Origin of the sequence: Paracraurococcus lichenis (assembly GCF_030657435.1) — a bacterium.
GTDB lineage: Bacteria > Pseudomonadota > Alphaproteobacteria > Acetobacterales > Acetobacteraceae > Paracraurococcus > Paracraurococcus lichenis.
In genome coordinates this window covers 1-7,066 of the sequence record NZ_JAUTWS010000154.1, presented here as the reverse complement: position 1 = coordinate 7,066, position 7,066 = coordinate 1, and the positions used below count along the sequence as shown (strand labels likewise).

Annotated in this window: 3 protein-coding genes; 2 read left to right on the top strand and 1 reads right to left on the bottom strand. The window is 69.9% G+C overall.

What is annotated here, in order from left to right; all coding sequences use genetic code 11:
* Positions 1–648 precede the first annotated feature (648 nt).
* Together Q7A36_RS37415 and Q7A36_RS37410 are read left to right on the top strand one after the other, a co-directional pair.
* A complete protein-coding gene (locus Q7A36_RS37415; protein ID WP_305108885.1) occupies positions 649–4,953 on the top strand; it encodes an ATP-binding protein in 4,305 nt (1,434 codons plus the stop codon).
* Positions 4,954–4,955: 2 nt separating this feature from the next.
* Positions 4,956–5,438 (top strand): response regulator, encoded by a 483-nt coding sequence (locus tag Q7A36_RS37410; protein ID WP_305108884.1) that lies wholly within the window; start codon positions 4,956–4,958, stop codon positions 5,436–5,438.
* 370 nt (positions 5,439–5,808) lie between these two features.
* On the opposite strand, the gene Q7A36_RS37405 is transcribed toward Q7A36_RS37410, so the two are convergent.
* Positions 5,809–6,942 carry an ISL3 family transposase gene (locus Q7A36_RS37405; protein ID WP_305108883.1) on the bottom strand — a complete coding sequence of 378 codons (1,134 nt, stop codon included), beginning with the start codon at positions 6,940–6,942 and terminating at the stop codon, positions 5,809–5,811.
* Positions 6,943–7,066: the final 124 nt, after the last annotated feature.

Below are 7,066 nucleotides of genomic sequence, written 5' to 3'. Positions count from 1 at the left end.
GAACGTGACCAGCTCGGTTGTCTCCACCTCGCCCTGGTCCGTCTTTGCGTCCAGCCGCACCGTCCACTGCATCAGGCCCGTCCTTGTGGTCCGGCCCCAGCCACGTCGACCAGCCGGGGCCCGGCAAGCGGCTTGCCCCAGGTTTTTGACACTCCCACCAGCAACGCCGCACCCATCCGTTGGGCAAGCACCGAATCTCTGCTTTGAGGCCGCAACCCGGCCCAAGCGGAAGGCTAGGTTTGCCGCCTCCCTGCGCGCTGCTTCACTGTCCCCGTCCGAGCAGCGCCAGCGGCCACCTCTGCGCATCGACGGTCCGCACCGCCAGCGCCCGTAGCGGAGCGGGTTTGGCCAACTTCGGTCGGGATCTGCGGCGCTAGCCGCTGGCCAGGGCGCGTCATATCGACCGTCGGCCGGTGATGTGGCATCTGCTACCGCAGCGACGATGAGAGCGGGGCCGCCGCCGATGCCCGACCGGACCATACTTCCCGCCTGGCCGACCCCTGAACTAGAGGGAACTGCCGGTGATGGCACCACCCCACAGCAGCCCCAGCGTCCGAGGTGCCGCGCGTGAACGTCGCGATGGCGGCCCCCGCGGCCCGGGATGCCTCACTCAAGTTTCTCGCCGGTGGCGGCGAGATGGGGGCTCGGATGCGAAGGCACGACTGGGCCGTGACGCCGCTCGGCCCGCTCGAGACTTGGCCCCAGAGCCTGAAGACCGCGGTGCGGATCATGCTGACCTCCCGTCAGCCGATCTGGATCGGCTGGGGCGAGGAGCTGATCTACCTCTACAACGACGCGTACAAGGCGATCATCGGTGGCAAGCACCCCTGGGCACTCGGACGGCCCGCTGCGGAGGTGTGGCGGGAGATCTGGGGCGATATCGGCCCCATGCTGGCCACCGCGATGACCGGGGACGAGGGCACCTACGTCGAGGAACAGCTCCTCGTCATGGAGCGAAACGGCTACCCGGAGGAGACCTACTACACCTTTTCCTACAGCCCGATACCCAAGGATGAGGGGGGTACGGGCGGCATCATCTGCGCCAACACCGACGATACGCAGCGCGTCATCGGCGAACGCCAGCTCGCGTTGCTGCGGGACCTGGCCGCCGGCACGGCCGAGGCGCGCAGCTGGCGGCAGGCCTGCGAGCGGAGCGTCGCCGTGCTGGCGACCGATCCGCGCGATCTCCCCTTCGCAATGCTCTACATGGCGGAGCCGGACGGGCGGCGCCTGTCGCTCGTCGGCGCGGCCGGGATCGAGCCTGGCCATCATGTGGCGGCACCGGCCTCGGTGCCCCTCAACGGGCCTTCGCCCTGGCCCTTCGCCGAGGTGCTGCGCCATCCCGAGATGCGCCTCGTCCCCGACCTCGCGGCGCGCTTCGGATGCGGGCTGCCGACCGGCAGCGTCTGGACCCGGCCGCCGGCGCAGGTGGCCATGCTCCCGGTCTCAGTAACGGGTGCGGCGGGCCGGGCCGGTGTCCTCGTCGTGGGCCTGAACCCGTTCCGCCTGTTCGACGAGGGCTACCGGCGATTCCTCGGCTTGGCAGCGGGCCAGCTGACCGCGGCCATCGCCAACGCCGACGCCTACGAGGAGGAGCGGCGCCGCGCCGAGGCGCTGGCCGAGCTGGACCGCGCCAAGACGGTGTTCTTCGCCAATGTCAGTCACGAGTTCCGCACGCCCCTGACCCTGATGCTCGGGCCGCTCGAGGAGGCCCTGGCCGGGGGCGGGCGGCTGCCGCCGGAGGAGCGCGGTCGCGTCGAGGCGGCGCACCGCAACGCGCTCCGCCTGCTGCGGCTGGTCAACAGCCTACTCGACTTCTCGCGGGTCGAGGCTGGGCGGGCGCAGGCCCACTATGCACCGACCGACCTGGCCGCCTTCACCGCCGAGCTGGCCTCGAGCTTCCGCTCGCTGTGCGAGCGCGCCGGGCTCGGGCTGGAGGTGGACTGCCCACCGCTGCCCAGGCCCGTCTTCGTGGACCGGGACATGTGGGAGAAGGTCGTCCTCAACCTGCTCTCCAACGCCTTCAAATTCACCCTGGAGGGCGGCATCGCCGTCTCGCTAAACCCCACGGACGACGGCAGGGCAGGCGCGCTGACCGTGCGCGACACCGGCACGGGCATCCCGGCGGCCGAGCTGCCGCGCCTTTTCGAACGCTTCCACCGGATCGAGGGCGTCCGCGGTCGCAGCTTCGAGGGCAGCGGCATCGGCCTTGCTTTGGTACGCGAGCTAGTGCGGCTGCATGGCGGCGAGATCCGGGTCGAAAGCGAGCCGGACCGAGGCAGCGCCTTCACCGTGACGCTCCCCTTCGGCACCGCCCATCTGCCGGCGGAGCATGTCAGCAGCGGGGATGGACAGTCACCGGCCCCGGTGCCGACGCGCACCGCGGCCTATGTCGAGGAGGCGCGGCGCTGGCTGCGAGACGAGGTGGCAGCGGACCTCCCTCCTCCGCTCGCGGCCACGGAGGATCTCCTGCCCCTGCCGTCGCCGAGCCTGCCCGACGGCATCCGGGGCGAGGGACGCGTGCTGCTGGCGGACGACAATGCCGACATGCGCGACTATGTGCGCCGTCTGCTCGCCGGCCGTGGCTACGAGGTCGAGGCGGTGGCGGACGGCGAGGCGGCCCTGGAGGCCGCTCGGCGGCGCAGGCCGGACCTCGTCCTGTCGGACGTAATGATGCCGCGCCTGGATGGCTTCGGCCTGCTGCGGGCGCTGCGGGCCGAACCGGCCTTCGCCGAGGTCCCGGTGGTGCTCCTCTCCGCCCGTGCCGGCGAGGAGGCCCGAGTGGAGGGGTTGGATGCGGGCGCGGACGACTACCTCATCAAGCCCTTCTCGGCCCGCGAGCTGCTGGCCCGCATCGGCGCCAACCTATCCCTAACCCGGGTCCGCCGCGAGGCGGCCGAGGAGGTGCGTGCCCGCTCGGCTGAGCTTGAGGCGGTGCTGGCCACGGTGCCGGCCGCCGTCTGGTTCACCCGCGACGCCTATGCACGGCAGGTCTGGGGCAACCGCCGCGCTGCCGCGCTGCTCCGCCTGCCCGAAGGGGCCAATGCCTCGTTGTCGGCGCCCGAGGAGGAGCGCCCCGGCTTTCGCGTCTTCCGCGATGGCGTCGAGGCCGCGCCAGAAACGCTGCCGATCCAGCGCGCGGCGCGCGGTGAGGAGGTGCGCGGCGACGAGCAGGAGATCCGGTTTGCCGATGGCTCGCCGTCGGTGATCCTGCTCTGCCACGCGACGCCGTTGCGTGACGGGGAGGATCGGGCCGCCGGCGCGGTCTGCGCCGCGGTGGACATCACTGACCGCCGTCGGGCGGAGGAGGCGCTGCGCGAGGAGACCCGCACCCTGGAGGTGCTGAACCACACCGGCGCGGCACTGGCGGCCGAGCTCAACCTGGACCGCGTCGTGCAGATGGTCACGGATGCCGCGACCGAGCTGTCCGGCGCGGCCTTTGGTGCCTTCTTCTACAATGTGCTCGACGAGCACGGGGAGTCCTATACCCTTTACAGCCTCTCGGGCGCGCCGCGGGAGGCTTTCAGTGGCTTTCCCATGCCGCGCAACACCAAGGTGTTCGGCCCCACCTTCCGCGGCGAGGGCATCGTTCGCTCGGACGACATCACCACGGACCCGCGCTACGGGAAGAACGCGCCTTATCGCGGCATGCCGAAGGGACATCTTCCGGTGCGGAGCTACCTTGCTGTGCCGGTCACCTCGCGGTCGGGCGAGGTGCTGGGCGGGCTTTTCTTCGGGCACCCGAGGCCCGGGGTCTTCCTGGAACGGTCCGAGCGCCTGGTTGCCGGGATTGCGGCACAGGCGGCGATTGCGATCGACAATGCCCGCCTCTACCAGGCTGCGCAGCGCGAGATCGCGGCACGCGGATCGGTGGAGGAGGCGCTGCGTCAGAGCGAGACCCGGCTGCTTGACCTGCTGGCCACGCTCGATCTTGGTGCCTCCATGGCGCGCGACCTGGACGGCACCATCCGCTTTTGGTCGGAGGGCTGCGTCCGCCTCTACGGCTGGAGCGGGGCGGAGGCGGTAGGGCGGGACGCGCACACCTTGCTTCGCACCGCCTTCCCGGTTCCCCGGGCGGAAATCGCGGCGGCGCTGGAGCGCCAGGGCGAGTGGATCGGCGACCTCCGGCAATGGACCCGGGACGGGAGGGAGGTGGTCGTCGCCGCACGCAAGATGCTGCGGCGCACCTCAAACGGGCGGCCAGTGGCCGTGCTCGAATCCCTGACCGACGTGACTGCACAGCGCCAGGCTGAGGCGGCGCTGGTCGAGGCGCTGGAGGCCCGGGAGGCGCTGCTCCACGAGGTCAACCATCGCGTCAAGAACAGCCTGCAGCTCGTCTCGTCTCTGCTCTCCTTGCAGGCGGCCCGCTCGGCCGATCCGGAGCTGCGGGCGGGGCTGACCGAGGCTCGGGGTCGCATCGGCGTGGTGTCACAGGTGCACCGGCGCCTGTACCAGACCGGCACGCATGGCCGCATCGACGATCTCGCCGGCTTCCTCCGGGAGCTGTGCGACGACACCGTGGCCGCTCTGGACCACGAGGGCCGCATCAGTCTGGAGTTCGCCGCTCCCGCGGACAAGCGTGCCGGTGCGGAGCATGCGCCGATTGACCGGGCGGTCCCGCTCGCGCTGATCGTCTCCGAGCTCGTGACCAACGCGGTAAAATACGCCTTCCCGGAAGGCCGGGAGGGGACCATTCGCATCTTAGTCCGACGCGTAGAGGAGGAAGGGGGGGCCTTGGTCGTCTCGGTGGAGGACGACGGCATCGGCCTGCCCGAAGGCTTCGAGCCGGCGGCCTCCCGCGGCGTCGGCATGCGTGTCGTGGCGACCCTGGTGCGGCAATTGCGCGCGCGGCTTGACGTACGGCGCGCATCCCCGGAGGGCGGCGCTGCGTTCGACGTCGTTATGCCACCGACGGGGCCAAGGGGCGGCGATGCTGCCGCCAGGAGTGCGTGACCTTGTTCGACCGAAACCGACTGATGGCGATGATCACCATGGCTGCCGAGATGGGCGGGCGCGGCAGCGGGCCGCTGCGGGTCCTGGTGATCGAGGACGAGGCCCTCGTAGCGCTCGAGATTGAGTCCTTGCTCACCGCAGCCGGGCACGTCGTGGTCGGCGTGGCCGAGGACCGCGTCTCAGCCGCCGAGCTGACGCGGCGGACGGAGCCGCGGCCCGATCTGGCGCTAGTCGACATGCGCCTGGCCAATGGCGCGAGCGGGCTGGAGGTTGCCGCCGACTTTGCCGCGCTCGGCATCGCGGTGCTCTTCGTCACCGGCAACTGCCCAGCCGATCGCGGCCAGGGGCTCGCCGTCGGCTGCCTGCACAAGCCCTTCACCGAGGGCGAGCTGCTGGCTTCGGTCGCGGCAGCCGAGGCGGTCCTGCGCAAGCGGCCATTGCCACGACGCCTGCCCTCCGGACTGCACCTCTACGGCAACGGGTGATGTTGCACCGTATGTGCAATCGGGGCCGCACCCGGACGCAGATGATGACCTCGTAATGGCGCGGTGCGAAACGGATCACATGCGAAGTTGGATTGGTGCGACCGGGAGGGGTGATAGGCACCTTCGGGCTTACATGGGACGTCATGGTTGGGGCTTGTCCGCGGATAGCCGCTCGGCGCTGTTCCGACCCCAGAACGTGAGGCAGTCCCCCCGCAATGCCAAGCATGATGGCGGCACGGTAGAATGGATGGCATGAAGCCATAGCTTGCGGAGAGGCAAGCCTTGCACTTTGGTGCGTGTCACATCTGCTGATCCGGCTGTGATGCTCTTGAAGGCGCGACTCAACACCGGATCACAACACTACACGGACTCAAACGAGGTAGTCTCCACCTCGACCGAACATCTGCAATTCGTCGCCAACTTTGACGTAGTCGATCTCACTGCCAAGGCCGCGGTAGCCTGAAGCCGTTAAGCCATCTGCCGCCCAGCGTTGCTCGAGAAAGCGCCGGAACGGGTCAAGCATGCTCGCCACCGGCGGCCGCCGATGTTCAGGTGCGCCTCCTGCCGTCAGCCACCGCTCGACCGTGCGCTGGCTCATACCGAGCGCCGGCGCGATCAGCCGTGCTGGCACACTCTCCTCGTGCAGGCGGCGCATGGCGGTGTAGCGCGCCTGCCGTTCGTCGCTGCGTTGACGGCGCAGGGCGTCCAGCGTTGGTCCCGTAGTCCCAATAACGCGTGGCGCTTCTTGTGCAGGCGTGCCTGGTGGCGTGTCTACGACGGTGAGCGCCGCCGCGACTGCGCCACGGTGACGGCCGATCGCGGCCCAGAGCGCGTCGCCAAGGTTGTGCAGCAGATGCCAGCGGTCGGCGACCTCTGTGGCATCAGGCGCGCCTTCCCGGATGGCCCGGCCGAAAACGCTCGAGCGGTCACGCGCGATGACCTCCACGCTTGGATGCTGCCGAAGCCAGGTCGCAACCGTCTCAGCATTGCGGTCCGGCAGCAGCTCGACCGTCTGCTGTCGCTCGAGGTCACACACGATGGTTCCGTAGTTCAGTCCGCGGCGCCAGGCCCACTCGTCGATGCCGATGACCCGGGGCGGGGGTGATGCTGGCAGTTTGGTCGTGGCTACGAGGCGCAGCAGCGTCGGGCCGCTGACCGGCATGGCGAGACGGGTCGCCAGGCGCGTGCCCGCGGCCCCACCCAGCGCAAGGCCAATGTGCCGCTGCGCCTCAGCGAGGCGTTCGCTGCGTCGGGCCCACGGGCCAGCCATCTCGGGCAGCCGTTCGGCGAAGACCTGACGCTGACAGTCGGCGTTGGCGCAGCGGAAGCGACGCGCCCGGATCTGGAGTGCCGCGACCCGCCCCTGCCAGGGCAGGTCGGCGAGCGTGCGAACGTAATAGCTGTGCACTCGGGGCGACGCGACGCCGCAGGAGGGACAGGCGCTCCGAGCCGTGGTGGCATGAGCGACAATCGTCACACGATCCGATGTTGGCAGGATCTGCATGATCTTGAGATCTGCCGGCAGAGGCGGCAGTCGATGGCGAGACAGGTCGTGTCCCAGTACGTGGTGTAGCAGAGCTGGGGGTAAGTGGCCGGCCTGAGCGACCATCAAGGGTCAGCGCAGGCCG